This window comes from Rhodoferax sp., from assembly GCF_030653815.1.
In the GTDB taxonomy this organism is placed as follows: Bacteria; Pseudomonadota; Gammaproteobacteria; order Burkholderiales; family Burkholderiaceae_C; genus Rhodoferax.
On record NZ_JAURYQ010000042.1, the window covers coordinates 121426 to 145385 of the forward strand.

23 protein-coding genes, 1 tRNA gene, 1 pseudogene and 1 riboswitch are annotated in these 23960 nt (G+C 62.7%); of the genes and pseudogenes, 19 read left to right on the forward strand and 6 right to left on the reverse strand.

What is annotated here, in order from left to right; genetic code table 11:
• The first annotated feature begins 3 nt into the window (after positions 1 to 3).
• From Q7U49_RS16605 to rimO, 3 genes are read left to right on the forward strand one after another with little or no spacing between them, the layout of a single operon-like run.
• Positions 4 to 513: a molybdenum cofactor biosynthesis protein MoaE gene (locus Q7U49_RS16605; RefSeq protein WP_304766328.1), complete on the forward strand. Its 510-nt coding sequence runs from the start codon at positions 4 to 6 to the stop codon at positions 511 to 513.
• A 6-nt stretch (positions 514 to 519) separates the two neighbouring features.
• Entirely contained in the window at positions 520 to 1068 is a 549-nt protein-coding gene (gene phaR / locus Q7U49_RS16610; RefSeq protein ID WP_304766331.1) for a polyhydroxyalkanoate synthesis repressor PhaR, read from the forward strand.
• An 8-nt stretch (positions 1069 to 1076) separates the two neighbouring features.
• The gene (gene rimO, locus Q7U49_RS16615; RefSeq protein WP_304766334.1) at positions 1077 to 2471 is read left to right on the forward strand and encodes a 30S ribosomal protein S12 methylthiotransferase RimO; all 1395 of its coding nucleotides are present in this window, start codon (positions 1077 to 1079) and stop codon (positions 2469 to 2471) included.
• A 123-nt stretch (positions 2472 to 2594) separates the two neighbouring features.
• Here rimO and Q7U49_RS16620 read toward each other — a convergent pair.
• A tRNA-Leu gene (locus Q7U49_RS16620) sits at positions 2595 to 2679 on the reverse strand.
• A 50-nt stretch (positions 2680 to 2729) separates the two neighbouring features.
• Between Q7U49_RS16620 and rnr the strand changes: the two genes are divergently transcribed.
• Both rnr and Q7U49_RS16630 read left to right on the forward strand, forming a co-directional pair.
• A complete protein-coding gene (gene rnr, locus Q7U49_RS16625) occupies positions 2730 to 4997 on the forward strand; it encodes a ribonuclease R (RefSeq protein WP_370654028.1) in 2268 nt (755 codons plus the stop codon).
• Between the two features lie 32 nt (positions 4998 to 5029).
• Positions 5030 to 5788, forward strand: a complete 759-nt coding sequence (locus Q7U49_RS16630) for an SDR family oxidoreductase (protein WP_304766337.1) — start codon at positions 5030 to 5032, stop codon at positions 5786 to 5788.
• Here Q7U49_RS16630 and Q7U49_RS16635 read toward each other — a convergent pair.
• Positions 5785 to 7323 (reverse strand): NAD(P)H-hydrate dehydratase, encoded by a 1539-nt coding sequence (locus Q7U49_RS16635; protein WP_304766339.1) that lies wholly within the window; start codon positions 7321 to 7323, stop codon positions 5785 to 5787. The genes Q7U49_RS16630 and Q7U49_RS16635 overlap by 4 nt on opposite strands.
• A gap of 15 nt (positions 7324 to 7338) precedes the next feature.
• Positions 7339 to 8226, reverse strand: coding sequence for an MBL fold metallo-hydrolase (locus Q7U49_RS16640; RefSeq protein WP_304766342.1), 888 nt, complete (start codon positions 8224 to 8226; stop codon positions 7339 to 7341).
• Positions 8227 to 8405: 179 nt separating this feature from the next.
• Positions 8406 to 8640: riboswitch (cobalamin riboswitch) on the forward strand.
• Positions 8641 to 8784: 144 nt separating this feature from the next.
• Here Q7U49_RS16640 and Q7U49_RS16645 point away from each other — a divergent pair.
• From Q7U49_RS16645 to cobT, 12 genes are read left to right on the forward strand one after another with little or no spacing between them, the layout of a single operon-like run.
• Positions 8785 to 10683 carry a TonB-dependent receptor gene (locus tag Q7U49_RS16645; RefSeq protein WP_304766344.1) on the forward strand — a complete coding sequence of 633 codons (1899 nt, stop codon included), beginning with the start codon at positions 8785 to 8787 and terminating at the stop codon, positions 10681 to 10683.
• Between the two features lie 9 nt (positions 10684 to 10692).
• On the forward strand, positions 10693 to 11517 hold the full coding sequence (locus tag Q7U49_RS16650) for an ABC transporter substrate-binding protein (RefSeq protein WP_304766346.1): 825 nt from the start codon (positions 10693 to 10695) through the stop codon (positions 11515 to 11517).
• A complete protein-coding gene (gene cobU, locus Q7U49_RS16655; protein WP_304766348.1) occupies positions 11510 to 12094 on the forward strand; it encodes a bifunctional adenosylcobinamide kinase/adenosylcobinamide-phosphate guanylyltransferase in 585 nt (194 codons plus the stop codon). Before Q7U49_RS16650 ends, cobU begins: the two co-directional genes overlap by 8 nt.
• On the forward strand, positions 12091 to 12966 hold the full coding sequence (locus tag Q7U49_RS16660; protein WP_304766351.1) for an ABC transporter substrate-binding protein: 876 nt from the start codon (positions 12091 to 12093) through the stop codon (positions 12964 to 12966). Before cobU ends, Q7U49_RS16660 begins: the two co-directional genes overlap by 4 nt.
• Positions 12963 to 14042 (forward strand): iron ABC transporter permease, encoded by a 1080-nt coding sequence (locus tag Q7U49_RS16665; protein WP_304766353.1) that lies wholly within the window; start codon positions 12963 to 12965, stop codon positions 14040 to 14042. Before Q7U49_RS16660 ends, Q7U49_RS16665 begins: the two co-directional genes overlap by 4 nt.
• A gap of 5 nt (positions 14043 to 14047) precedes the next feature.
• Positions 14048 to 14815, forward strand: coding sequence for an ABC transporter ATP-binding protein (locus Q7U49_RS16670; RefSeq protein ID WP_304766356.1), 768 nt, complete (start codon positions 14048 to 14050; stop codon positions 14813 to 14815).
• A gap of 15 nt (positions 14816 to 14830) precedes the next feature.
• Positions 14831 to 15400: a cob(I)yrinic acid a,c-diamide adenosyltransferase gene (gene cobO, locus Q7U49_RS16675; RefSeq protein ID WP_304766358.1), complete on the forward strand. Its 570-nt coding sequence runs from the start codon at positions 14831 to 14833 to the stop codon at positions 15398 to 15400.
• Positions 15401 to 15423: 23 nt separating this feature from the next.
• Entirely contained in the window at positions 15424 to 16467 is a 1044-nt protein-coding gene (gene bioB / locus Q7U49_RS16680) for a biotin synthase BioB (RefSeq protein WP_304766361.1), read from the forward strand.
• Positions 16468 to 16477: 10 nt separating this feature from the next.
• Positions 16478 to 17494 (forward strand): adenosylcobinamide-phosphate synthase CbiB, encoded by a 1017-nt coding sequence (gene cbiB / locus Q7U49_RS16685; protein WP_304766364.1) that lies wholly within the window; start codon positions 16478 to 16480, stop codon positions 17492 to 17494.
• On the forward strand, positions 17491 to 18522 hold the full coding sequence (locus tag Q7U49_RS16690; RefSeq protein WP_304766366.1) for an aminotransferase class I/II-fold pyridoxal phosphate-dependent enzyme: 1032 nt from the start codon (positions 17491 to 17493) through the stop codon (positions 18520 to 18522). Before cbiB ends, Q7U49_RS16690 begins: the two co-directional genes overlap by 4 nt.
• Positions 18519 to 20075 (forward strand): cobyric acid synthase, encoded by a 1557-nt coding sequence (locus tag Q7U49_RS16695; protein WP_304766369.1) that lies wholly within the window; start codon positions 18519 to 18521, stop codon positions 20073 to 20075. The genes Q7U49_RS16690 and Q7U49_RS16695 overlap by 4 nt, the downstream gene beginning before the upstream one ends.
• A gap of 51 nt (positions 20076 to 20126) precedes the next feature.
• Entirely contained in the window at positions 20127 to 21218 is a 1092-nt protein-coding gene (cobT, locus tag Q7U49_RS16700; protein ID WP_304766373.1) for a nicotinate-nucleotide--dimethylbenzimidazole phosphoribosyltransferase, read from the forward strand.
• Between the two features lie 40 nt (positions 21219 to 21258).
• Here the strand turns inward: cobT and Q7U49_RS16705 are convergent, their stop codons facing one another.
• Both Q7U49_RS16705 and Q7U49_RS16710 read right to left on the reverse strand, forming a co-directional pair.
• A complete protein-coding gene (locus tag Q7U49_RS16705) occupies positions 21259 to 21891 on the reverse strand; it encodes a heme-binding protein (RefSeq protein WP_304766376.1) in 633 nt (210 codons plus the stop codon).
• A gap of 56 nt (positions 21892 to 21947) precedes the next feature.
• Entirely contained in the window at positions 21948 to 22127 is a 180-nt protein-coding gene (locus tag Q7U49_RS16710) for a hypothetical protein (protein ID WP_304766378.1), read from the reverse strand.
• A gap of 237 nt (positions 22128 to 22364) precedes the next feature.
• Here Q7U49_RS16710 and Q7U49_RS16715 point away from each other — a divergent pair, with 237 nt between their 5' ends.
• Positions 22365 to 23207 carry an adenosylcobinamide-GDP ribazoletransferase gene (locus tag Q7U49_RS16715; protein ID WP_304766380.1) on the forward strand — a complete coding sequence of 281 codons (843 nt, stop codon included), beginning with the start codon at positions 22365 to 22367 and terminating at the stop codon, positions 23205 to 23207.
• Complete coding sequence (locus Q7U49_RS16720; protein ID WP_304766383.1) at positions 23204 to 23782, forward strand: histidine phosphatase family protein; 579 nt, start codon at positions 23204 to 23206, stop codon at positions 23780 to 23782. Before Q7U49_RS16715 ends, Q7U49_RS16720 begins: the two co-directional genes overlap by 4 nt.
• A 56-nt stretch (positions 23783 to 23838) precedes the next feature.
• Here Q7U49_RS16720 and Q7U49_RS16725 read toward each other — a convergent pair.
• A pseudogene (locus tag Q7U49_RS16725) lies at positions 23839 to 23960 on the reverse strand (IS110 family transposase); the annotation flags it as partial.

Sequence of the window (23960 nt, forward strand, 5' to 3'; positions counted from 1 at the left end):
ACCATGCCAACGCACAACAGCCCCCGCGTCAGTATTCAGACCACCGACTTTGACCTCAGCGCCGAGGTGGCGGCCTTGCGTGCGCAGGACCCGCGTGTCGGTGCCGTCTGCAGTTTCATTGGCACCGTGCGTGACCGAACGGCGGGCGAGCCCGGCAGCATTGCCAGCATGGAACTGGAGCATTACCCGGGCATGACCGAAAAATCGATCGAGGCCATGATTGACGCCGCGCTGCAGCGCTTTGACATTTTTGGCGCCCGCGTCATCCACCGTGTCGGCCTGCTGGCGCCGCTGGACCAAATTGTGCTGGTGGCGGTAACGTCAGCGCACCGGGGCGAGAGCTTTCAGGCCTGCGAATTTTTGATGGATTACCTTAAAACCCAGGCCCCGTTCTGGAAAAAAGAACAAACGCCCACCGGCGCACGCTGGGTGGATGCCCGTGTCAGTGATGACGCGGCACTGGCCAAATGGGGCATTGCCCTTGAAAATACGAGCTTGACTGCTCACGATTGACCCGACATGGAAAACAAGACCCCCGAGACGCCAACTGCCCACCGCGTCATCAAGAAGTACCCCAACCGCAGGCTTTACGACACCGCCACTTCGACCTACATCACCTTGTCTGAAGTCAAAGACCTGGTGATGCAAAGCGAGCCCTTTGAAGTGCTGGACGCCAAGACCGGCGACAACCTGACGCGCAGCATTTTGTTGCAGATCATTCTGGAGGCCGAGACCAGTGGCTCGCCCATGTTCACCGCGCCGGTGCTGGAGAGTCTGATCCGTTTTTATGGCCATGCCATGCAGGGCTTTTTGGGCGGCTACCTGGAAAAAAACATCCAGACGCTGATCGACACGCAGACCCGTTTTGCCGAGCAAACCAAGGGTTTCACGCCGGAGATGTGGACGCAGTACACGGCCATGCAGCCCCCGGTGATGCAAGCCATGCTGGGCGGCAGCCTGGATCAATCCAAGTCCTGGCTGGCGCAAATGCAGGACCAGATGCAAAAGCAGGCCGGCCAGATGTTGGGTGCCTTTGGCCTTAACAATGTGCCACCCAAAAAAGGTTGAATGACGTCATGAATGCTCCCATCACAGCGGCTGCGGCCGCCCCCAAAGTGGGCTTTGTCAGCCTGGGTTGCCCGAAGGCCTTGACCGACTCTGAACTGATCCTGACGCAGCTCAGCGCCGAAGGTTATCAAACCTCCAAAACCTTCGAGGGCGCGGACCTGGTTATCGTGAACACCTGCGGCTTCATTGACGATGCGGTTCGGGAAAGCCTGGACACCATTGGCGAGGCCTTGGCAGAAAACGGCAAGGTCATCGTGACCGGTTGCCTGGGTGCCAAGGAAGGCGAGGGCGGTGGCAACCTGGTGCGGCAAATGCACCCGAGCGTGCTGGCAGTCACCGGCCCGCACGCCACCCAGGAAGTGATGGACGCGGTGCATGCCCACCTGCCCAAGCCGCATGATCCGTTTGTTGACCTGGTGCCTAATGCCTTTGGCATTGCCGGCATCAAGCTCACGCCACGGCATTACGCTTACCTCAAGATCAGCGAAGGTTGCAACCACCGCTGCACCTTTTGCATCATCCCGTCGATGCGCGGTGACCTGGTGTCGCGCCCGATTGGCGACGTGCTCAAGGAAGCGCAGGCCTTGTTTGACGGCGGCGTGAAAGAGCTGCTGGTGATCAGCCAGGACACCTCGGCCTACGGCGTCGATGTGAAATACCGCACCGGTTTCTGGAACGGCAAGCCCATCAAGACCCGCTTGTTTGAATTGGCACAGTCCTTGGGCGAGATGGCGCAAGCGCATGGTGCCTGGGTTCGGCTGCACTATGTTTACCCCTACCCCAGTGTGGACGACATCCTGCCGCTGATGGCGTCCGGACTCATCCTGCCTTACCTGGATGTGCCGTTCCAGCACAGCCACCCCGACGTGCTCAAGCGCATGAAACGTCCGGCCAGCGGTGAGAAAAACATGGAGCGGCTCTTGCGCTGGCGCGAGGCTTGCCCCGACATCGTGGTGCGCAGCACCTTCATTGCCGGCTTCCCCGGTGAAACCGAGGCCGAGTTCGAGCACCTGCTGGACTTTGTGCGCGAGGCACAAATTGACCGGGCGGGTTGCTTTGCCTACAGCCCGGTGGCGGGTGCCGCCGCCAATGACATTGGCGGCATGTTGCCGCAGGAAGTGCGTGAAGAACGCCGTGCCCGCTTCATGGCGGTGGCCGAACAGGTGTCTGCCGCCAAGCTGCAAAAACGGGTCGGTGCCACCCTGCAGATTCTGGTGGACTCGGCACCGGGCCTGGGTAAAAAGGGGGGTGTTGGCCGGTCTTACGCCGACGCCCCTGAAATTGATGGTGTGGTGAAGTTATTGCCACCCGAAAAAATCAGCAAGACGCTGCGGGTGGGCGAATTTACCAAGGCGCGCATCGTGGCCGCGCAAGGGCACGACCTGGTCGGACAGCCGTTTTGACCGTTCGGCTCGACATGGTTTCAGCAAATAAAAAAGCCGCTGCAAAGTCAAAAACTGTTGCAGCGGCTTTTTATTCAAAGCATCCGGTTTCTTTCATAAAAATGAACCGGAATTCATTTATATTGGTGCCCAGGAAGGGACTCGAACCCCCACGAAGTTACTCGCTAGTACCTGAAACTAGTGCGTCTACCAATTCCGCCACCTGGGCATTTCAGGAAAGAAAGGCATTGTATCAAAAATATTAAGCAAACCAGCGCATTGTTGGAAGAAGTTGAAGGAATAGTTCAAGGTCATCGCGACGGCCACGGCTTTGTGATCCGCGACGACGGCGAGTCCGACATCTACCTGGCGCCCAACGAGATGCGCGCTGTTCTGCACAAGGACCGTGTCAAGGTGCGCATTGTGCGCAGCGACCGCAAGGGCCGACCCGAAGGCCGGGTGGTCGAGATCATGGAGCGCAGCACCCGGGTCATCATTGGCCGCCTGCTTTGCGAGAGCGGCATCTGGATCGTGGCGCCTGAAGACAAGCGTTATGGCCAGGATGTGATGATCCCCAAAGCCGCCACCGGCCTGGCCAAAGTGGGCCAGGTGGTGGTGGTCGAATTGACCGAGCCACCGGCGCTGTTTGGTCAACCTGTCGGGCGCATCAAGGAAGTGCTGGGCGAAATGGACGACCCCGGCATGGAGATTGAAATTGCGGTGCGCAAGTACGATGTGCCGCATGAGTTTTCGGACGCCTGCATTGCGCAGGCGCGGGCCTTGCCGGACGCGGTGCGGCCGCAGGACAAAAATCACCGTGTGGACCTGACCGACGTGCCGCTGGTCACCATCGACGGTGAAGACGCGCGCGACTTTGACGATGCGGTGTATTGCGAGCCCGTCAAGATCGGTAGGGGCAAGGCGGCAGTGTCCGGCTGGCGCTTGCTGGTGGCCATTGCCGATGTCAGCCATTACGTGGAAAACGGTTCGGCCATCGACATCGACGCCTACGACCGGGCCACCAGTGTGTATTTTCCGCGCCGTGTCATTCCGATGCTGCCCGAAAAACTGTCCAACGGCCTGTGTTCGCTGAACCCCGAGGTCGAGCGCCTGTGCATGGTCTGCGACATGATGGTGAGCCCGGACGGCGACGTGACCGCCTACCAGTTTTACCCGGCGGTGATGTGGAGCCACGCGCGTTTCACCTACACCGAGGTGGCGGCCATTCTGGCCAACACGCGCGGCCCCGAGGCGTCCAAGCGCAAGGAGCGCATTCCCGATTTGATGAACCTGCACGATGTGTACCGCGCGCTGCTCAAGTCGCGCGCGCGCCGTGGTGCGGTTGATTTTGAAACCGTGGAAACCCAGATTGTTTGCGACGACGCCGGCCACATTGAAAAGATCATTCCGCGCACCCGCAACGACGCGCACAAGCTCATCGAAGAAGCCATGCTGGCGGCCAATGTGTGCAGTGCCGATTTCATTGCGCAAGGCAAACACGTGGGCCTGTACCGGGTGCACGAAGGCCCGACGCCCGAGAAAATTGAAATCCTGCGCAATTTCCTGAAGATCACCGGCATTGGCATGAACGTCAGCGACGACCCGGCGCCGGGTGAGTTCCAGGCCATTGCCAACGCCACCAAGGACCGCCCGGACGCGCAGCAGATTCACACCATGCTGCTGCGGTCCATGCAGCAGGCCATTTACACGCCCGACAACAACGGCCACTTTGGCCTGGCGTTTGATGCCTACACCCACTTCACCAGCCCGATCCGGCGCTACCCTGATTTGCTGGTGCACCGCGTCATCAAGGCGATTTTGCTCAAGAGCAAATACCAGTTGCCTACCTTGCCGACACCGGGTGAGGCGCACGCCAAGCTGTCCAAGCGCCTTGAGAAAAACCTGGCCGCCAAGGTCAAGGAGCCGGGTCAGAAACCCCGCAAGCTCAGCGTTGACATGCAGGCCTGGCAGGCTGCGGGCCTGCATTGCAGCGCCAACGAACGCCGTGCCGACGAAGCCAGCCGTGACGTCGAGGCCTGGCTCAAATGCAAGTACATGCGCGAGCATCTGGGCGAGGAATTCAGCGGTGTGGTCAGTGCCGTCACCAGTTTCGGCATTTTTGTCACGCTCGATGCCATGTTCGTCGAAGGCCTGGTGCACATCACCGAGCTGGGCGGCGAGTACTACCGCTTTGATGAAGCGCGCCAGGAGTTGCGCGGCGAGCGCACCGGCATGCGTTACGTGCTGGGCACCCGTGTGCGCGTGCAGGTGAGCCGGGTCGACCTGGATGGGCGGCGCATTGATTTCCGCCTGCTCACCGATGGTGATGGCCTGTTGCCCCGTTTGTCCAAGGACCGTGACCTGGGCAGCGATGGCGCTGACAGAAAAGTGTTTGAGGACGATGCCGGTGGCGCCAAGGGCGGCCGGCGCAGCCGTAACATCACCGAGCCTTTGCCGCGCGCAGGGACTGCCAAGCGCGCCGGTGCCAAGGTGCCTGCGCCTGCCAAAGCCAAGGACAAGGCGCGCAAACCACGCCGTCGCAGTTGATCAATTTCAATCAATCAATCAAACAAAATAACATGACAGAAACAAACAAAGTCGCCCTGGTCACCGGGGCAGGATCCGGTATTGGAAAAGCGGCCGCGCTGGCCTTGTTGGCGGGTGGCTGGCAGGTGGTTCTGGCCGGGCGGCGCTTGCAGCCCTTGCAGGACGTGGTGGCCTTGTCAGGCGCACCTGAGCGTGCCCTGGCCGTGGCGGCCGATGTCTCACAGGAGGCTTCGGTGGTGGCCTTGTTTGATGCCGCCGTGCAGAAGTTTGGCCGTGTCGACGTGTTGTTCAACAACGCCGGCACCAGCGCACCGCCCGGTGTGTTGCTGGAAGACCTGTCATTGGCCGACTGGCAAAAGGTGGTGGACATCAACCTGACCGGCATGTTCTTGTGCCTGCGCCAGGCCTTTCGCGTCATGAAGGCCCAAAGCCCGATGGGCGGGCGCATCATCAACAACGGCTCCATCTCGGCCACCACGCCGCGCCCCAATTCGGTGGCTTACACCGCCACCAAACACGGGGTGTCGGGCCTGACCAAAACCGCTTCGCTCGATGGTCGCAAGTACGGCATTGCGGTGGGCCAGATCGACATTGGCAACGCCGCCACCGACATGACGCAAGCCATGCAGACCGGCATCTTGCAAGCCAATGGCACTCGCGCCGTCGAGCCGGTGATGGACGTGGCGATTGTGGGCCAGTCGGTGCTTTACATGGCCAATTTGCCTTTGCAGGCCAACGTCATGTTTCACACCGTCATGGCCACCAACATGCCCTTCGCCGGGCGCGGTTAAGCCAGCGCGTGGGCCAGTTGCGACGCCGTCAGCGCCTGCCGCTGCGGCCAATGGTCGGCCACCTGGCCATGCTGATAAACAGCCTGGCAGGCGGCATCAAAGCCATTTAAACCCTGCGCCAGGCGCGCACCAATCAAACCCGCCAGCACATCGCCGGTGCCGCCCGTGGCCAACTTGGCGTTGCCGGTCGGGTTGATGACCGGCGTCCGGTCGGCTTGTGCAATGACCGTGCCGGAACCCTTGAGCACGACCGTGCAGGCGAAGCGCTGGGCCAGTTGCTGCGCACAGCCGAGCCGGTTGGCCTGAAGTTGAGCCGTGCTGCACGCCAGCAGTCGGGCTGCCTCCAGCGGGTGTGGGGTCAGCACGGTGGTGCGTTGTTGCTGGCCACGCGCGCACAGCAGTGCTTGCAGCGGCGCGGATTGGGCAATGGCATTGAGCGCGTCGGCATCCAGCACCAGGTTTGCCGCCGAGTTCAACAGCCCGGGTAAATGCGCTGCGATGTCGGTGCCACCGCCGCAGCCACACACCACGCTCATGCTGTCCAGGGCCAGTGTTTCCAAAGCCCGGAACATCAGTTCAGGCTGGCTTGGGTCGAGAGGCATGGCCCGGTCGTCCAGCAGGCTGACAAACACCCGGCCCGCACCGCCATGCAGCGCCGCCGAACCCGCCAGCAGCGCGGCACCCGTCATGCCTTTGGCGCCACCGACCACGACCACATCGCCATAGCTGCCTTTGTGGCTGGCATGCGCCCGGACCGCTGTCGTCGGCTCCCCACCCAGCCAGGCGCTGGGTTCCACGGTACTTGCTTGCCCGTGCTGCAAATCGTCCAGCCAGACGCAGCCTGCCAGATCGCGCCCGTGGCCGGTGAAGAGGCCGGGCTTGAGGGTCAGCAGGCTCAGGGTGTGGCTGGCTTTGACGCTTGTCGTGCATGCCGCTCCGGTGTCTGCCTGCAAACCGGTGGGCACATCAACGGACAACACGGGTGCGCCGTGGCGGTTGATGTGCGCAATCCAGTCGGCCATTTGCCCGGCAGGCTCGCGCAGTTGGGAGCCAATGCCCAGCAACGCATCAATGCACAGGTCAAAATTTTCAGGAGGTGTGTCGACAAAGGGCACGCCCGCGCCCATCGCGTTAAGCCAGGAAGTTTTGGTGTCTTCGGGCGCTTGGAGTTTGGGCGGCAGAGCGTTCTGCGCAGGTAAAAGGAGGAGCCCGCAGGGCGGGGGACACGCAGCAGAACGCTCTGCCGCCCAGGCTCCTTGATCGGGCGTGCCCAGCCAGCTCACCACAGGCTGTTTGCCCCAGCGCTGCAAATGCATGGCCGCTTCCAGGCCGTCGCCGCCGTTGTTGCCGGGGCCGGCCGCCACCCAGATACGTTGGGCGTGTGGCGCCACAGCCAGCGCCAGCTTGGCCACAGCCAGCCCGGCGCGGGACATCAGGGTGTGCGGGGGCAGGACTTGTTGCGCTTGTTGTTCAAGCAGCCGTGTCGCTGCCACGTCATACAGCGCTTGGGGTTTGTGAAAATTGACCCGTTGCACGGCGCGACTCCAGGCTTAGAACTCGAAGCAGTCACCTTCGCGGGCCAGGCGATAGGTGGGGTCACCGGGGCGGTGCGGGTGCGCTGCGACAGCCTCGGCAAAAGCGGCCTCCAGCGCGTCGTCGCTGCGCGAGGGTTCGTGGTGGGTGCAGAACAGGTTCTTGACCCCGGCCTTCTTGGCATAGTCAATGCTGGACTGGTAAGTGCCGTGCCCCCAGCCTTTCTTGGCCGGGTATTCGTCGGCGGTATAGGAGGCGTCCGTGATCAGCACGTCGACCCCCTGCATGGCGCGAATCAGGTAGTCATTCCGGGCTTCAAGCTCAAGTTGGCATTGCGCATAACCGGCGTCATCGGGCGCGTAAATGTTGTAGGGCGGTTCGTGGTCGCCGGTGAAAAAGAGGGACTTGCCGTTGGCTTCAATCCGGTAGCCAAAGTCAACCACCGGGTGGCTCATCATGAACGGCGTGACGGTGGCGCTGCCAATTTGAATGCTTTGATCGGGCGCCAGCGTGACGTACTCGATGCGCGCCTTCATCTCTTCTTCGCGCACCGGGAAATAGCTGTATTGAAGCTGCACCGCCATGACCTGCTCGATCCCTTTGCCCGACACCGGGTCATGGGCGCCATGCAGCCGCAGGGTGTTGCCGGCAATAAAGTTGGGTACGAAAAACGGCAAGCCCTGAATATGGTCCCAATGCGAATGGGTGATCAGCACATTGGCCGTCACCGGCAATTCTTTCAGCAGGGTCTGCGACAACGGGAAAATACCGGTGCCGGCGTCAAGAATGATGAGCTCGTTGTTGTCGGTGCGAATTTCGATGCAGGTGGTGTTGCCACCATAACGGACGGTGTTGGGGCCCGGCGAGGCGATGGAACCGCGGACTCCCCAAAATTTGACTTTCATGCCATACCTTTAATTTTTCGAATGACCGGCCCTTGTGGAAGCTCAATAACAAGGCTGTGATTCGTGTCTCGACTGGCTAAGCGCATGGGTGTCAATCGTACTGCAAAAGGTTTTTGGTCAAGACAGTTTTACGCCAGTTTACATTTGCGCCGGGGAAAAATGGTTTTTGGGAAATACACCACTAAAATTCCCTCGTTGGTGCTCGCGATGTGGTTCACACGTCGCAGTTCAACGGGAAGCAGGAGGGTGAGCCAAACTGGCAAGCCTAACCTGCGCTGCCCCCGCAACGGTAAGTGGACGCATCGCAAGATGCCGCTTCCATCACAGCCACTGAGCGTTTTGAACACGCGCTTGGGAAGGCGATGGAGGTTGATTCCACCAGCCCGGATACCGGCCAACACGGTGGCTGCGCGCGCAAGCGTGCAACCGTGACGCTCATGCACTGTCGGGGACGACGGTGAGGGCATTTTGATGGTTCTTATCTCAATTATGAAAACTTGTATTTTTTCGATGCGCGGTCGCGCTCCCGTGCGCTTGTGCGCGTCTGTTGTGGCCGTTATGGCTGCGTTTCCGGTGTTGGCGCAGGGACAGACGGCAACGCTCGATGAGGTGGTGGTGAGTGCCGCACGCTTTGAAGCAGAAGCTTCCAGTTTGCCGTTTGGTGTCAGTGTGATCACCAAGGACGACATCGCTCGCGCTGGCGTGACCACCGTGAATGAGGCGGTGATCAAACTGCTGGGCGTGCCGGGGCGGGTGGACTATTACGGTGGTGGTGACTACGGACTGGACCTGCGAGGGTTCGGGACGACTGCCGGTAGCAACCAGGTGGTGATTGTCGATGGCATCAAAATGAATGAGGCAGATTTGGGCGGCACCCGCTTGGCCGGCATTGCGATCAACACGGTTGAGCGCATTGAAGTGCTGCGGGGCAGTGGCTCGGTGTTGTATGGCGCAGGGGCGACGGGTGGTGTGATTGTGATCACCACCAAGGCCGGACGAGGCGTCGCGCGCAAGAATTCTGCAGACCTGTATGCCGCAACTGGCAGTTACGGGCTGAACGAGATACGCGCCAACGCGACCTTGGCCTCAGGAGGTTTCTCGATGGACGTGGCTGGTAATAAACGTGACACGGACAACCACCGCGACAACTTCAAATCCACGGCTGAAGGCAATTTTGTTCAGGGTCAATGGAGCAATGACTGGCTGCGTGTGGGTGCCAGCCATGCCAATGACATGCTGAACAGCGGTTTGCCCGGCTCCTTGACAGCCGCGCAATACCAGGCCGACCCGAGCCAGACCTCCGCTGCCAATGCCAACAAAACGGCCAGTATCAAAAACGTCCGTGACACCCTGTTTGCCAGCGCGGAACTGGGGGCTTGGCAACTGGGACTGGACGCAGGTCAACGGACAAAAAATCTCAACAGCCTGAACAATGGTGTCTCGACCTACCGCTATGACATTGATGCCAGCACGCTGGCCTTGCGCGCCAAATATGAGACCAAGTTTGGCAAGGTTCGCAACGCACTGACGCTGGGTCATGATCAGGCGGACTGGAAGCGTACGGTGCCTGGCACTTACGGCTCTGTCTCGCAACAAAAGACAAGCGCCCTCTATGCCAAAGATGAATTGATTCTTGACGGTGGCACGCGTTTGTCAGTTGGTTATCGCTCTGAAAATATCAAACAAACCGACACTTACACCGCCAGCACAGACAGGGATCAGGCAGCCTGGGAAATCGGGATCACACAGCCGTTGTCTGAAACCTGGTCCGTCTATGGGCGCTTGGGCAACAGTTTCCGGCTGGCCAACATCGATGAGTTGGGATTTACGACACCCGGTGCGGTACTGCAGCCGCAGACCTCGCGTGATGTCGAGTTGGGTAACCGCTGGAAATATGCGGGTGGACGTGTTGAGTTGCGTTACTACCGCAACAGCTTGACGAATGAATTGGGATATGACCCCACAGTGGCCAATGCCAATTCATGGAGCGGTTTTGGCGCCAACGTCAACTTCGACCCTACGCTGCGCCAAGGACTGGAGCTTGAAACCCAGCATGCGTTGACCAAAACGCTCGACTTGCAGCTGACCCTGGGCTTGCGTGAAGCCAAGTTCACCCAAGGTGCGCACAGTGGTAAAAATGTGCCGCTGGTGGCGGGTACGACGCTGGCACTGCGTGCCGACTGGCGACCTGCTCCTGCCCATTCGGTGAATACCGGTGTGGTCTGGGTGTCCTCGCAGCATGTGGACTATGACAACGCCTGTACGGTACCCAGTTATGCCACGGTGGATGCGCGCTATGCCTACCAGTGGCGCAATGTGGAGATGTCGTTGGGCTTGAGCAATCTGCTGGACGCCAAGTACTACACCCAGGCCTTCACTTGCACCGCCGGGGTCACAAACGGCATTTACCCGGAAGCTGGGCGTGCTGTCACTGCGGCTATGCGGGTGAATTTCTAGTCAACCATCATGGTCGCTGCTCAGGCGTTCAGCTTGCCCCAAGGCCCGCAGCGCATCGTCTGCCTGACCGAGGAAACCACCGAGTGGCTTTACCTGCTGGGGCAGGAGAGCCGCATTGTGGGCATTTCTGGCTACACCGTGCGGCCGCGACGGGCGCGGGAGGAAAAGCCACGGGTGAGTGCTTTCACCAGCGCCAGGATCGACAAGATTCTGGCGCTGCAACCGGACTGCGTGCTGGGTTTTTCCGACATGCAGGCCGACATTGCTGCGGCGCTGATTCGAGCTGGCGTGCAGGTCACGGTGTTCAACCAGCGCAGCGTGGCCGAGATTTTTTCTGTGCTTTACCAGGTGGCGGCGATGGTGGGGCAGGGCGAGCAGGGGCTGGCCCGCATTGCCGAGATGCAGCAGCAACTGGCGGCCATCGCCAAGGCAGCGGCTGCCTTGCCCCGTCGTCCAAAAATCTATTTCGAAGAATGGGATGTGCCGCACATCAGCGCCATCCAGTGGGTGTCGGAGCTGATCGGCCTGGCCGGGGGTGACGACATTTTTCCTGAACTGGCGACCCAGTCGTTGGGCAAAAATCGCATCATTGCGGATGGTGCCGAGATCGTGCGGCGCAACCCCGACATCATCATTGGCTCGTGGTGCGGCAAGAAGTTTCGCCCGGAACTGGTGGCGGCGCGGACAGGCTGGGGCGAAGTGGCGGCGGTCAAAACCGGGCAACTGTTCGAGATCAAGTCCGCCGACATTTTGCAACCCGGTCCGGCCGCACTGACCGATGGTGTGGCCGCCTTGCATCGCATCATCATGGATTGGAGTCGTCTGCATGGATAAGGTCCTGCCAGTCGCCCGCAGCGAGTTGATTCTGGGCGGTCAGAAAAGTGGCAAGTCGCGCCGGGCTGAAGTGCTGGCGCAAAGCTGGCTGGCGCAATCTGGAAGCCACCGCGCGGTGATGATTGCCACCGGGCAAGCCTGGGACGACGAGATGACGCAGCGCATTGCCCGCCACCAGGCAGACCGGGCGCAGCGCGTACCGGGCATGATCACGGTGGAAGAGCCTTTGCACCTGGCCCAGGCCATCCAGCGTCACAGCACCCCTGACACCCTGATCGTGGTCGATTGCCTGACGCTGTGGCTGACCAACTGGCTCATGCCGGTGCATGGCAATGCGGCGGTTACTGAACAGACGCTGCCAGCTGAAACTGGGCAGCTGTTGCAGTCGATCAGCAACGCTCCCGGGCCGCTGGTGCTGGTCGGCAACGAGATCGGCCTGGGCGTGATCCCGCTGGGGCGCGAGGTGCGCGTGTTTGTCGATGCGCTGGGCCTGCTCAACCAGCAGGTGGCCGCCGCCTGCGCGCGTGTCACGCTGATGGCCGCGGGCCTGCCCCTGACTTTGAAGGACGTGTCATGAAGCGTTTGATATGCCTGGCCCTGATGTTTTTTGCCGCACTGGCCCACACCTATGAAGTCACTGACGACACCGGGGTGGTGGTGTATTTTGAGCAGCCGCCGCAACGCATCGTCAGCCTCTTGCCCTCGTTGGCCGAGACCGTGTGCGCGCTGGGCCAGTGTGCCAGGTTGGTGGGGGTGGACCGTTATTCGGATTACCCGGTCAGCCTCAAGAAACTGCCGCAAGTGGGCGGCGGGCTCGACCCGAACATCGAGGCCATTGTCGCCCTGCGCCCCGACCTGGTGTTGATGGCCACCTCCTCGCGTGCCAGCGAGCGGCTGCGCACGCTGGGCATCCGGGTGCTGTCGCTGGAGCCCAAAACCCATGCCGACGTGCAGCGGGTGATGCTCAAAATTGGCCAGGTGCTGGGCGTGGCGGACGCTGCCAGCATCTGGCGCACCATTGACGCGGCGGTGTCGGCGGCGGCGCAGTCGCTGCCAGTCGGTGCGCGTAGCACGCGGGTGTACTTTGAGGTCAACCAGGGGCCGTATGCGGCGGGCGAATCGTCCTTCATTGGTGAAACCCTGACGCGCCTGGGGGTGAAAAACATCGTGCCCGCCGCGCTGGGGCCGTTTCCCAAGCTCAACCCTGAGTTCATCGTGCGCGCCAACCCCGACGTCATCATGATCGGCGAGCGTAGCGCGGGCGGCCTGACGCAGCGCCCCGGCTGGCACAGCATTCGCGCCGTGCGCGAAGGTCGGCTGTGCATTTTCGCCACCGAGCAGGCCAATGCGCTGGTGCGCCCGGGCCCGCGCATGGCTGAAGGTGCGCGGCTGATGGCGCAGTGCCTGGCAGACAAGGCGCCGTCGGTGGCCAGAAAGCGAATTCCGTGACACTGCAGCGCCTGTCACCGCTGGTGGGGATTTTGCTGGCCCTGAGTTTGGGGCTGCTGGGCTTGGGTGTGTGCGTGGGCAGCACCGGCTTTGAGAACCTGCTTGCGCCGTTATGGCACCCGGAAGTGGATCCGTCGGCGACCGCCATGGCGCAACAAATTGTGGGCCAGATCCGCCTGCCGCGCACCTTGGGGGCATGGGCCGCCGGTGCCCTGCTGGGGCTGGCCGGGGCGGTGGCTCAGGGCTTGTTTCGCAACCCGCTGGCGGACCCGTATTTGCTGGGCAGCGCCTCCGGTGCGTCGCTGGGTGTGGCGCTGGTCCTGGCCGTGTTGGGGGGCGGCGCCGGCATGCTGGGCGGCAACATGATGAATGGCGACGCGGTGGTCAGCGTGTTTTCCGGCAGCGTGCTGGTGCGCCTGGGCTTGACCGGCGCGGCCTTTGCCGGGGCGGTGCTGGCGGTGCTGTTGACGCTGGCCTTGTCACGCGGGGTGCAGCACACGCTGCGCCTGCTGCTGGCCGGGGTGGTGGTGGGCGTGGTGCTGGGCGCGGCCACCCAATTGGTGCTGCTGGCCTCGCCCGATTCATTGCAGGCCATGCAGGCCTTCATGCTGGGTTCCACTGCCTTTGTCGGCTGGACGGCCTGCGCGCTGATGCTGGGGGTGTTGGGCCTGTGCGTGCTCTGCGCCGGCTTGCTGGGGCGGGTGCTGGACGGCCTGAGCCTGGGCGAGGCCACCGCGCACAGCCTGGGCCTGCCGCTGGCGCCGTTGCGCCTGGCGCTGGTGGCGGTGCTGGCGCTGGCCACCGGCACGGCGGTGGCGCAAACCGGGCTGATCGCCTTTGTCGGGCTGGCCGCGCCGCACCTGGTGCGCTCGGTCATCAAAACCACGCATGGCCGGCTGATAGGTTTGTCCAGCCTGGTGGGCGGCGTGTTGCTGACGGGCGCGGACATTCTGGCGCGCGGCTTGCTGGCCCCGCAAGAACTGCCGGTGGGGGTGCTGACCGCGGTGCTGGGCGGTGGCTACCTGCTGTGGTTGATGCGCCGCAACAGCCGCATCACAGCCGGAGGTGGTCTGTGAAAAACGTGGCACATGCAATCGCTCTTCAGGCAGAAAACATCAGGGCCAGTATCGGGCATAGCCAGATACTGCACGGCATCACGCTGGGCTTGCCGCAGGGCCGCTGGACCAGCATCGTCGGGCCCAACGGGGCGGGCAAGTCGACGCTGCTCAAGGTGCTGGTGGGGCTGCTGCCGCACAGCGGCACAGTCACGTTGCTGGGCCAGCCCTTGCAACGCTTGCCAGGCCGGGTGCGGGCGCGCCAGCTGGCCTGGCTGGGCCAGAACGAAGCCGCTGGTGACGATCTGACGGTATGGGATGTGGCCATGCTGGGCCGCCTGCCGCACCAGGCCTGGTTGGCCGCGCCCAGCGAGGCCGACTGCGCTGCGGTGGAAATCGCCCTCAAATCCACCGGCGCCTGGGACTGGCGGCAACGCGCCCTGGGCCAGCTCTCGGGTGGTGAGCGCCAGCGAGTGCTGCTGGCCCGCGCCCTGGCGGTGCGGGCCCAAGTGCTGTTGATGGACGAGCCGCTGGCCAACCTCGATCCGCCGCACCAGGCCGACTGGCTGGGCGTGGTGCGTTGCCTGCTGGAGAGCGGGGTTACCGTGGTCAGCGTGTTGCATGAAATCTCGATGGCGCTGCACTCGGACGAGATGGTCATCATGGCCGCTGGCCGTGTGACCCACCAGGGCGCGTGTGCCGATGCTGCCACCCATCGCGCGCTGGAAGCCGTGTTTGACCAGCGCATCAGCATCTACCCGATTGCCGATCAATGGATCGCCCTGCCCAATTAAACTTTTCTCCAATCCATGCAAATCGAAACACCCCCCACCGACAAGCCCTATGAAAAACCCGAAGGCGAGCGCCGCGGTATCGTCATCGTCAACACCGGCGACGGCAAGGGCAAAAGCACGGCGGCGTTTGGCTTGGCGCTGCGCGCCCACGGGCGCGGCAAAGCGGTCAAGATTTTCCAGTTCATGAAAGTGCCGACGGCACGCTTTGGCGAGCACCGCATGTTCGAGCAACTCGGCATTCCCATTGAAGGCCTGGGCGACGGCTTCAGTTGGAAGAGCCAGGACCTGGAACACTCCGCCCAACTGGCCCGAGATGGCTGGCAAAAGGCCAAGGCTGCGATCATGAGTGGTGACTACTTCATGGTGACGCTTGACGAAATCACCTATCCGCTGATCTACGGCTGGTTGCCGCTGGACGATGTGCTGGCGACCCTCAAGGCCCGCCCCGGCCAGGTGCACGTGGTGCTGACCGGGCGGCGCTGCCCCGCTGAAATCATTGCACTGGCCGACACCGTGACCGAGATGCAAATGGTCAAGCACGCGTTCAAGGCGGGCATTCCGGCGCAGCGTGGCATTGAAGATTGACCTATTTTTTACGCGAAAAACCAATGACTACTGAACACACTGTCGATCCATCGACTACCCATCCCTTGCACTTCCACGCCTGCCTTGATACCCACCCCGAACCCCCAGCCGCGGGTCAGCGTGTCTGGTCGGTTGAAGCGGTTCTGGCCCTGCTGGAGTTGCCTTTTTCAGACCTGATGTTCCAGGCGCAAACCGTTCACCGTGCCCACTTTGACCCCAACCTGGTCGAGCTAGCCACGCTGCTGTCGGTCAAAACCGGCGGCTGCCCGGAGGACTGCGGTTACTGCCCGCAAAGCGTGCACTTTGACACCGGGGTCGAGGCCAGCAAGCTGATGGGCGTGAATGCGGTGCACAGCGCGGCCCTGGCCGCCAAAGCCGCCGGAGCTACCCGTTTTTGCATGGGCGCAGCCTGGCGCGCGCCCAAAGACCGCGACATTGAGGCCGTGGCCGAACTGGTGAAAACCGTCAAGGCCACCGGTCTGGAAGCCTGCGCCACGCTGGGCATGCTGGCAGACGGCCATGCCGAGACTTTGCGCGATGCCGGGCTGGACTATTACAACCACAACCTGGACAGCGCGCCCGACTTTTATGGCGACATCATCACCACGCGTGACTATCAGGACCGCCTGGACACCCTGGCGCGGGTGCGCCATGCGGGCATCAGCGTGTGTTGCGGCGGCATCGTCGGCCTGGGTGAATCGCGGCTGCAGCGCGCCGGGCTGATCGCCGAGCTGGCCAATTTGTCGCCGTACCCCGAGTCGGTGCCGATCAACCATCTGGTCAAGGTGGCGGGCACGCCGCTGGCCGACCAGCCCGACCTGGACCCGCTGGAATTTGTGCGAACCATTGCGGTGGCGCGCATCACCATGCCCATGGCCCGGGTGCGCCTGTCGGCCGGCCGCCAGAGCATGAGCGACGCGGTGCAGGCGCTGTGCTTCGTGGCCGGGGCCAACTCGATTTTTTATGGCGACAAACTGTTGACAACACCCAACCCGCAGGGCAATGATGACCTGGCCTTGTTGGCACGCCTTGGCCTCAAGGCCGGGCAGCCGGTGGCGCGGCCTTGAAGGATGCCTCTTGTTTGACGCATTGACCCTGCTCACCGGGCAGACCAGCGCTCACGCGTTGGCCGCGGCCCTGTTGGTCGCCTTGCTGATTGACCATGTCCTGGGTGAGCCGCCCGCGCGTCTGCACCCAGTGGTGTGGATGGGCAATTACCTGAGCTGGGCCGGGCGCAGGGTGCAGCGCGTGGCTTGGCAGCCGTCTTCCATGGAGGCCGGAGCGGCGGCCGTGCCGTACCCCAAAGACTTCAAGGTGTTTTGGCTTGCAGCCACCTATTGGATTGCGGGAGCAGCTGGTTGTTTGATCGCGTTTGACGCATTGCAACGCGTGGTGATGCAACTGCCTGCGTGGCTGGCGGCGCTGTTGTTGGGCTTGCTGCTCAAACCCCTGTTGGCCTGGGCCATGCTCAAAGGCGAGGTGCGGGCAGTGGACGCTGCGCTGGGGCAATCGCTTGATGCGGGCCGAGAACGACTGAGTTGGCTGGTCAGCCGTGACGTGTCTGCCCTGAGTGAAGCGCAGGTGCGCGAAAGCGCCATCGAGTCGCTGGCCGAAAATCTCAATGACTCGGTGGTCGCGCCCATTTTCTGGTTCGTGCTGTTGGGTCTGCCCGGCGCGGCTTTGTACCGCTTTGCCAATACCGCCGATGCCATGTGGGGCTACCGCGGCGTGTACAAAGGTCAGAACTGGGAATGGGCGGGCAAGTGGGCGGCGCGTGCCGACGACATCTTGAGCTGGCTGCCTGCGCGCTTGACGGCGTTGCTGCTGGTATGCGTCAGCCGGGTGCGCTGGCGTGCTGTGTGCCGCGAGTCCACCAAAACCCTGTCGCCCAACAGTGGCTGGCCGATGGCGACGATGGCGCTGGCGCTGGACATCCGGCTCGGCAAACCCGGTGTCTATGTGCTCAACCCGGCAGGCCGCCAGCCCACCCGGATGGATACGGCAAGTGCCATTAGCCATGCAGAAAAAGTGACCATGGCCCTTGTATTCATGGCATTGCTGGCGCTTGTTTTGCGATCGATGGTGGTGTCATGACAGCACATCCGATCACAAGCTGGACCCATGGCGGCGCCGATGCACTGGGCGTGCCACGCGTGGATTTTTCCACCAACAGCAACGCTTGTGGCCCCTGCCCGCAAGCGTTGGCCGCCGTGCAGGCGGCTGATGCCACGCTTTACCCCGACCCGTTGTACACCGCGCTGCGCCAGCGTCTGGCCGCGTTCCACCGGGTCGCGCCAGAGCGCGTGGTGTTGGCGGGCAGTGCCAGCGAATTCATCTTTCGCATCACCGCCTGGGCTTGGCAGCAGGGCGTTCGCCGTGTGCAGTTGCCCGCCCACCATTACGGCGACAACGCCCGCGCCACGCAGGCTTGGGGGCTGCAGCCTGCCGCGGATGGCGCTGGCGCGCTGGTCTGGGCGTGTGAGCCGTCAAGCCCGCTGGGGCAGGCGCACAGGCCCTGGTGCCTGGACGCCGCGCACACCGTGGTGTTGGACCGTGCCTACGCACCCTTGCGCCTGAGTGGCGCGCCGTCCTTGAGTGATGCTCAACTCGACCGCGTCTGGCAGCTGTTCACACCCAACAAAGCGCTGGGTCTGACGGGTGTGCGTGCTGCGTATGTGATCGCGCCAGCCGGCGCATCCACAAGGGAGCAAGGTCACATCGAGGCTGCGGTTGCAAGCCTCAATCTGGCCGCTCCGTCGTGGCCGCTGGGCGCGCACGGGGTCGCGCTGTTGCAAGCCTGGGTGATGCCAGAGGTGCAAGCCTGGCTGCTTGCGTGCCTGCCGACGCTGCGCGACTGGAAAGCGCGCCAGATCGACATGCTGCAAAACCTGGGCTGGACCTGCCTGCCCAGCGAAGCGAATTTTTTCTGCGCCCAACCGCTGCAGCCGCTCGACCTGTCCGCCTTGCGAGCGGAGTACGGCATCAAGCTGCGCGATTGCGCCTCGTTTGGCCTGCCAGGCTGGGTGCGGCTGGGGGTGTTGGCGCCGCAGGCGCAAGCATTGCTGGCGTGTGGATTGCAAGAAAACAAGTTGCGAACAACGGAATGGGAGAACGTGCAATGACCGCCAAATGCATCATGGTGCTGGGCACCACCAGCGGCGCGGGCAAGAGCTGGCTGACCACCGCGCTGTGCCGCCATTACGCGCGTCAGGGCTTGAAAGTGGCGCCGTTCAAGGCACAGAACATGAGCAACAACGCCAGAGTCGTGGCGTCAAGCAACGGCCAGGGCGAGATCGGCAGCGCCCAATACTTTCAGGCATTGGCCGCCAAGGCTGAGCCCGAGGTGCGCATGAACCCGCTGCTGTTGAAACCCGAGGCCGACACGCACAGCCAGGTGGTCCTGATGGGGCAGGTGAGTGAGGCGCTGACGGCCATGCCCTGGCGCAGCCGCAGCAAGCACGTCTGGCCGCAGGTCGCCGCGGCGCTGGATGCACTGCGCGCCGGCAACGATGTGGTGGTGATCGAAGGCGCGGGCTCGCCCGCCGAGATCAATTTGTCGGGCAGTGACATCGTCAACATGCGCGTGGCGCGCCATTGCGACGCCGCCTGTCTGCTGGTGACCGACATTGACCGGGGCGGTGCGTTTGCCCATCTGTACGGTACCTGGGCGCTGCTGCCTGAGGATGAGCGCGCGCTGATCAAGGGTTTTGTGTTGAACAAATTTCGTGGCGATGCCAGCCTGCTGGCCCCCGCGCCGCAGATGCTGCAGGATTTGACGGGCATCCCCACTGTGGCGACCTTGCCGATGTGGTGGCAGCATGGGTTGCCAGAAGAAGATGGCGTTTTTGATGAGCGCAGCACCAGCCAAGGCGCGGTCAGCCTGACCGTGGCGGTGGTGGCCTACCCGCGCATCAGCAACCTGGACGAGTTCCAGCCGCTGAAAAACATCCCCGGTGTGCGCTTGATGTGGGTGCGCTCACCCGCCGATCTGGCGGCGCTGACGGCAACGGATTGGGTGGTCTTGCCCGGCTCCAAAGCCACCAGCGCCGATCTGGCCTGGCTGCGCGCGCAGGGGCTGGATGCCGCGGTGGCGCGTCATGCGGCGCAGGGTGGGGCGGTGCTGGGCGTGTGTGGTGGCCTGCAAATGCTGGGCGAGGCGCTGATTGACCCGCAGGACATCGAAGGCAATGCCCCGGGCCTGGGTCTGCTGCCGTTGGTGACCGTGTTTGCGGCGGCTAAAACAGTATGCCGCACACAGACTTGTTTTGACACCACGATGCTGGAGGGCACCAGCGTGCCCCAAACCGGTGCTGATACGGCCTTGGCCTCACCCTGGGCCGCGCTGGCAGGCGTGCCGGTCAGTGGCTACGAAATCCACCAGGGCCAGACCGCGCAGCACGCCGCCATGGCCCAGGCCGGTGACGTGGCGCGTGCCGTGTTGCCGGGTGGCTTGGGCTGGCTCAATGCGTCTGGCAACGTGCTGGGCATTTACCTGCACGGCCTGTTTGAAGACCCCGCAGTGCTGCAGGCGCTGTTTGGTACGCGTCTGAGCGGTCCGGTGCCGACGCTGGAAACCGTGTTTGAGCGCATGGCCGACTTTGTTGAAACGCATTTTGAGGCGGGCGTGCTCGACGGTTTGCTGGCCCATGCGCCGCCCGGTGCTGGCGCTTCATGAACATGCACACACCTTGATTTTTGACAGAGCCATTCATTCACCAGGAAGCTTATGAACACCAACTTTCCCCAACTGACCGACCTCCGCAACCCCGCCTTCACCCAAGCGCTGCAGCACAAAATTGACACCAAAACCAAGCCGCTGGGCTCCTTGGGCCGGCTGGAAGCCCTGGCCCTGCAAATCGGTGCAATTCTGGGCACGGATTCGCCCACCTTGCAAGACCCGCAGATGGTGGTGTTTGCCGGTGACCATGGGTTGGTGCGCCGTGGCGTGTCGGCATTCCCCAGCGACGTGAGCTGGCAGATGGTGGAAAACTTTCTGGCCGGTGGCGCGGCTGTGAGCGTGTTTTCACGCGCCAACCAGATTGCGCTGACCGTGGTGGATTGCGGTGTCAAGCATGATTTTCTGGCGGGTTTGCCCGCAGGCACGCAGCGCCCGGGCTTGCGGGTGTGCAAGGTGCCTGGCGCAGAACATGGCACTGCCGATTCGTCAGAGCAGGCAGCGATGACCGCGCTGCAGTGCCAGCAGGCCCTGCAGAACGGTATCGAACTGGTCAAGACCTTGCCCGGCAATGCGCTGCTGCTGGGCGAGATGGGCATTGGCAACACCTCGGCGGCATCGCTCTTGTTGTCACGCCTGACGGGCCTGGAAATAGAAGTGTGCACCGGTGCCGGTACTGGCCTGGACGCGGACGCGGTGCAACGCAAAACGGCCATCCTGCGCGAGGTGCTGGCGCGCCATCCGCAGGCCACCGCGCCGCTGGATGCACTGGCCGCCTTAGGTGGCTTCGAGATCGCCACCATGGTCGGTGCCGTGCTGCAGGCCGCCCATGAGCGCCGCGTGATTGTGGTGGACGGTTTTATTGCCAGCAGTGCGGTGCTGGTGGCGCATGCGCTGCAACCGCTGGTGCTGCAACGTTGTGTGTTTGCCCACCGCTCGGGCGAGCGCGGCCATGAATTCATGCTGCAGTATCTGGGTGTGCAGGCCTTGCTGGACCTGGGCCTGCGCCTGGGTGAGGGCTCGGGCGCAGCCTTGGCCTGGCCACTGTTGCAGGCCGCCTGCGCCATGCTGTGCGAGATGGCAAGTTTCGAATCCGCTGGGGTGTCAGAAAAAACTGCCGCAGACCCCGTGATACCGGGATGACGCCTTTCCCCGCTGGGGGAAGGTCGGGATGGGGGCTGCCTCAGGGCTGCTGAATTTCCAGCATGATCTCGTTGCGCCGGAACATGGGCAGCGTCCAGGGCGGGTCATAACGTGCCAGTTGCGGGCTGCCAATGGACTTGATTTTTTGACCAGCCAGCCAGGCCACCAGCGCATCGGTTTTCTCCTGGATTTTGGCTTCGGTGTTGAAGCCCGAGTAACTCAGCACGGCCCAAGTCTTGGCGGGCACCTTGCGCAGGCGCACCGCTGGGTTGTTGGGTTGCGGCAAAGTGGCCAGCGTGTATTGGCTGGGCATCACAAAATGCATGCGCCATTGTGTGGCACCCTTCATGGCCGGTAAACCGTCGACCGCCGGGCTGGCCAACGGTTCCATGGCCACCGGTGCCGTCATGGCGATTTTTTGTGACGCGGGGGCCAGCGGTTCCATGGTGACGGGCGCGGTCATGGCAATTTTTTCGGAAGTCGGGTCTGCCGCGGGCGTTTTGGCTTGGTTGTTGCCAAAAATGTAGTCGGCAATCGCCCTGAAACCCTTGCCGGAAGCCGCATCCATGTCGCCTTCAACGGTAGTCTCGGCGATCACGAACGCCGGGTAGCGGCGCAGCTCGATGTGCCCGTGCTGGGACAAGACTTCAAATTTGGGTTCTTCGGTTGCCATGGCGCTAGCTCCAGGCAGCGTCAGCGCCACCAAAAAAATGAAACGGTGTGCAGTTTTCAATCGGCGTCGACGGCAGGCGCCCCGTGGTCATGGTCTGTCGATGCTGCGTCGGGTTTGCCGCCTTCAGAAGACGGGCGGCACATTTGTTCGCCGTCCCATTGCTGGCCGCACCAGCAGCGCCCTTGGGCGTCAATCAGGCACGTGCCCGTGCCGCAGCAGCGTGTGTCGTCGGTCATGGGCTTGTCTCCAAGAAGTTTAAATTGACGGGCTTGTGGGTCAGACCACTCGCGCAGCGACTTGCTCTGACCCCAACTAATCAGGAAAATGCTAACAGCTTGAGCCTACCGCAGCCTGGCCTTCTGTTTGGTGGGCCTTGGCGCGTAAGGCTATTGGCGCCCAAAAAGCTGATAGCCTTGAGCACTTTTTTGACGCCGTCCGGCGTCCCTTTTTTGGCCAAACGCATGCCCTCATTCTTGCTTCAATTCGTTCGCCACTATTTGTTGAGCCTGCAGTTTTTCACGCGCATTCCGGTCACCGGGCGGCTGGCGGACTGGGTGGGTTTCAGCCCGGCCATGCTGCGGGCCAGCGCTGGCCATTTTCCGGGGGTGGGGGTGTTGATTGGTGGCTTGCTGGCGTTGTTTACCGCCGGCTTGCTGGTCGGGTTGCCGCCCACCGGTTCGGCTCCGCTGGTGGCCGCGGCGCTGGGCACCGCCCTGGGGGTGTTGTTGACCGGCGCTTTCCACGAAGACGGCTTGGCTGACGTGGCCGACGGTCTGGGTGGCAGTGCCGACCGGGACCGGGCTTTGGTCATCATGAAAGACTCGCGGGTGGGTGCTTTTGGCGCCATTGCGGTGGTGTTGGTGCTGCTGTGCAAGGTGGCCTTGCTGGCACTGCTGGGCGACATCAGCGCACCGCTGCTGGTGGCTGCGCTGTTTGTGGCCCATGTGGTGTCGCGCACTTGGCCACTGCTGACCATCCGTTTGCTGCCGCATGTGGGTGATGTGGCGGGTTCCAAGTCCAAACCTTTGGCGGACCAGATCAGCCTGTTGGCTTTGTGCGCCGGTTTGCTCTGGTGTGGCCTGGCGCTGGCTTTGGTGGTCTATGTGCAGGCAGACACCGCTTACATTGCCATTCATGTGACCGACGAGGGTTTGCTGCAGGCCCTGATCAACGCGCTCATCGCCTCTGGGTTGGCGTGGGCTGTCATGACGCGCTGGTTCTGGCGGCGTCTGGGTGGCTTTACCGGGGATTGTCTGGGGGCCACGCAACAGATTTGTGAGGTCGCGTTTTACCTGGGCTTGGGGTTGAGCCTGTGATCTGGCTGGTTCGCCACGCCCAGCCGCTGATTGCCCCTGGCGTTTGTTACGGTGCGCTGGATGTGCCTGCCGAGGTGGATGCCACGCAGCAAGCGGCCCATGGTTTGGCGCAGCGTTTGCCACCCGACGCGCGGGTACTTGTGTCGCCGCTGCTGCGCTGCCAGCAATTGGCGCAGGCCTTGCGGGTGTTGCGACCTGATCTGCGATTTGATACCAATGCACGGCTGGCCGAGATGAACTTTGGTGCTTGGGAAGGCCAGCGCTGGGACGCCTTGCCGCCTGAAGCTTTTGATGCCTGGACCAGTGACTTTTGGCACCACCGCGTGGGGGGCGGGGAGTGCGTGGGCGACTTTATGGGCCGGGTCGCTGAGGTGTGGGATGCGGCGGTTGCCGAGTCCTTGCCAGGGGTGCCGCAGGTCTGGCTGACCCATGCCGGGGTGATCCGGGCAGTGCGACTGATCGCGTTGGGTCAGCGTGAGGTGCGTATGGCGGTGGATTGGCCGGCGGCTGCGCCTGGTTTCGGGGCGTGCTGGCGATACCTGGGACCGGCTGGCTGGCTGGAAGATGCCCTTTGATACTGGGAGCCTGGGCGGCAGAGCGTTCTGCGCAGGTAAAGACACCGTTGTCTTTGTCAAGCGGTAATCTGCCTCAAGTGATTGGGGTCGAAGGGTTTTCCTGACCGCAAGACGCCGTATGCAATTGCCAGAAGCTTGTGCATACACGCCACCACAATGACCTTGCCCGGCTTGTTCT

Bases quoted from the DNA above. Each gene is read 5' to 3' on its own strand.
- Q7U49_RS16605 (WP_304766328.1), top strand. From the start codon at position 4: ATGCCAACGCACAACAGCCCCCGCGTCAGTATTCAGACCACCGACTTT.
- phaR (WP_304766331.1), top strand. From the start codon at position 520: ATGGAAAACAAGACCCCCGAGACGCCAACTGCCCACCGCGTCATCAAG.
- rimO (WP_304766334.1), top strand. From the start codon at position 1,077: ATGAATGCTCCCATCACAGCGGCTGCGGCCGCCCCCAAAGTGGGCTTT.
- Q7U49_RS16630 (WP_304766337.1), top strand. From the start codon at position 5,030: ATGACAGAAACAAACAAAGTCGCCCTGGTCACCGGGGCAGGATCCGGT.
- Q7U49_RS16640 (WP_304766342.1), bottom strand. From the start codon at position 8,226: ATGAAAGTCAAATTTTGGGGAGTCCGCGGTTCCATCGCCTCGCCGGGC.
- Q7U49_RS16645 (WP_304766344.1), top strand. From the start codon at position 8,785: ATGGCTGCGTTTCCGGTGTTGGCGCAGGGACAGACGGCAACGCTCGAT.
- Q7U49_RS16650 (WP_304766346.1), top strand. From the start codon at position 10,693: ATGGTCGCTGCTCAGGCGTTCAGCTTGCCCCAAGGCCCGCAGCGCATC.
- cobU (WP_304766348.1), top strand. From the start codon at position 11,510: ATGGATAAGGTCCTGCCAGTCGCCCGCAGCGAGTTGATTCTGGGCGGT.
- Q7U49_RS16660 (WP_304766351.1), top strand. From the start codon at position 12,091: ATGAAGCGTTTGATATGCCTGGCCCTGATGTTTTTTGCCGCACTGGCC.
- cobO (WP_304766358.1), top strand. From the start codon at position 14,831: ATGCAAATCGAAACACCCCCCACCGACAAGCCCTATGAAAAACCCGAA.
- bioB (WP_304766361.1), top strand. From the start codon at position 15,424: ATGACTACTGAACACACTGTCGATCCATCGACTACCCATCCCTTGCAC.
- Q7U49_RS16690 (WP_304766366.1), top strand. From the start codon at position 17,491: ATGACAGCACATCCGATCACAAGCTGGACCCATGGCGGCGCCGATGCA.
- Q7U49_RS16695 (WP_304766369.1), top strand. From the start codon at position 18,519: ATGACCGCCAAATGCATCATGGTGCTGGGCACCACCAGCGGCGCGGGC.
- cobT (WP_304766373.1), top strand. From the start codon at position 20,127: ATGAACACCAACTTTCCCCAACTGACCGACCTCCGCAACCCCGCCTTC.
- Q7U49_RS16705 (WP_304766376.1), bottom strand. From the start codon at position 21,891: ATGGCAACCGAAGAACCCAAATTTGAAGTCTTGTCCCAGCACGGGCAC.
- Q7U49_RS16710 (WP_304766378.1), bottom strand. From the start codon at position 22,127: ATGACCGACGACACACGCTGCTGCGGCACGGGCACGTGCCTGATTGAC.